Origin of the sequence: Pseudonocardia zijingensis (genome assembly GCF_042657305.1) — a bacterium.
GTDB classification, from domain to species: Bacteria; Actinomycetota; Actinomycetes; order Mycobacteriales; family Pseudonocardiaceae; genus Pseudonocardia; species Pseudonocardia zijingensis.
Genome location: NZ_JBHSKO010000066.1, coordinates 1 through 1,924, shown reverse-complemented (window position 1 = coordinate 1,924; position 1,924 = coordinate 1). Strand labels below are relative to the sequence as shown.

Below are 1,924 nucleotides of genomic sequence, written 5' to 3'. Positions count from 1 at the left end.
GCCACGGGGGTGCGTTGGCTGCTGAACCCGGTCGACGGCGGGCCTGTGCCTGCGGACGCGGCGGCGCGGATCGCCGAGGTGCTCGGGGTGCCCGAGGCGCTGGTCGGGTCGTGGGCTCTCGCCGAGGTCCTCGTGGACGTCCCGGTGGCGGTGGGTGCGGACGTGGGCCTGCGGCTCGACCGGTTCGGTGACTTCGAGGTCCGGTTGGGGCTGGTCCGGGCGGCGCTGGGCCAGCTGCGGCGGGCCCGCGCCGTCGCCGCGGCCGATGTTCGAGTGGCGCGTGACGCGTTCGACGCCGCGACCCGTGGTGCCGCCTCGGGGCCCGACCCGGTCGTCGGCGGCGGGGTCGCGGACCTCGCGGGGCGGGCACCGCTGCCGTCGCCGAGGACGCCGGCGCTGCGGGCGCTGCTGTGGTCGGGCCGGTCGCTGCGGCGGGTGTGGACCGGGGTGAACCGGGGCCCGCCGGGCCCGGGTTACGCCGGCTGGTTCGCGGGGCGTCACGGCGCGGGTCGCGACCTGCGGCTTGCCGTGGAGCCGTTCACGCCTGCGCGTGACCGCCGCACCGCGGGCGCCGACGCCGCGCTGGCCCGGAACCGGGCCGAGCGGGAGCGGGCGATCGCGGCCATGGGTGGGATCGTGGCTGTGCTGGACGCGGGCCGGGGTGCGGCTGGGTTCGACGAGCTGGTGGCGCGGAACGCGCGCACGCGGCTGGCGATCGGGCGCCGGGATGTGGCGCTGGACCAGTTCGTGACGGACGTGGCTCCTGCGGTGGAGCGTGCTGCGGTGGCCGGGTTGCCGGTGCGGGTGATCGAGCTGCTGTCGGGTCTGGACTGGGAGCAGATCAGCACCATCACCCGCCGTCCGACCTCGGATCCGCAGGAGCGCACCCGTTGGGTCGACCCGCTGACGGAGCGTTGGATCGGGTTCTGGGGCAAGCGCAACCCCGACGCCGACGAGAAGCTGACGCTGGCCAACGGGGAGACCGTCACGGTGGCCGACCTGCGGCGCCGGGTGCGCGAGATCGACGAGGGCCGCGGCAACTACGAGCTGGCCATGCTCGTGGGTGGCCGGGTGGCCGGGATGATCGGCCGCGACCGGATGGCCGTCTACGACCTGTCCGACGGCCACTTCCACCACGTCGGCTACGACGACCCGCGCAACACCAGCATCGCCCGCTTCCTGCAGCGGCTGCGCGCGGCAGGCCACCAGGGCGTGATCACGTTCCACCCGATCCCGCAGCGGGGGATGGGCCTGGCCACCCTGGGCGGCTCCTTCTACTACGCGATCGCGAACGTGCTCACCCTCGGCCTGCTGTTCGACCAGCCGATGCTGCAGATGTGGGGCAAGTTCCCCGACGTCCGGCTGCTGGACGCGGTGCGGGCGTTGCCGGCCGAGCTGCGGTGGCGCGCGGTCGTGGGTGTGGTCGGGGCCCGGATGGACGTTCCGGGCGCGCTGGGCTACCTGCGCACGCTGGCCATGCTCAACCCGGACCAGGCGGTGCTGGTCGGGGAGACGACGATCGCGAAGGAGGCGGTCACCGATCTGCTGGGTGACCAGGCGATCCACACGATCAACCCGGCGTGGGCGAACCTGGTGCAGCGCCTGGTGGCCGCGGTCGGCCTGCTGCGGACGGCGCTGCGCGACGGGAACCTCGACCCCGCCCGCGTCCGGGGCCTGTCCTCCGACCTGGCCGAGCTGATCACGAGGGACGCGCACGCCGACCCGGTGGGCGTGGCGGCCGGGCTGGTCGACGTGCTGGTGGACAACATCGGCTCCATCGCCGACCTGCTGGGCGCCGCGGGGCACCCGCGTTCGGGTGCGGAGTTGGCCACGGCGCGTCGGCAGATCGAGTCGGGCCGGTTGCCGGTGTACAACCCGCATCTGCGGGAGTTGCTGCAGGCTTCGGCCGAGGTCGGCTATCTGG

Annotated in this window: 1 protein-coding gene; it reads left to right on the top strand. The window is 74.6% G+C overall.

Annotated elements, in window-relative coordinates; translation table 11 throughout:
- On the top strand, positions 1 to 1,924 hold a 1,924-nt coding region (locus tag ACFPL3_RS41940; RefSeq protein WP_379591019.1), incomplete at both ends, for a hypothetical protein.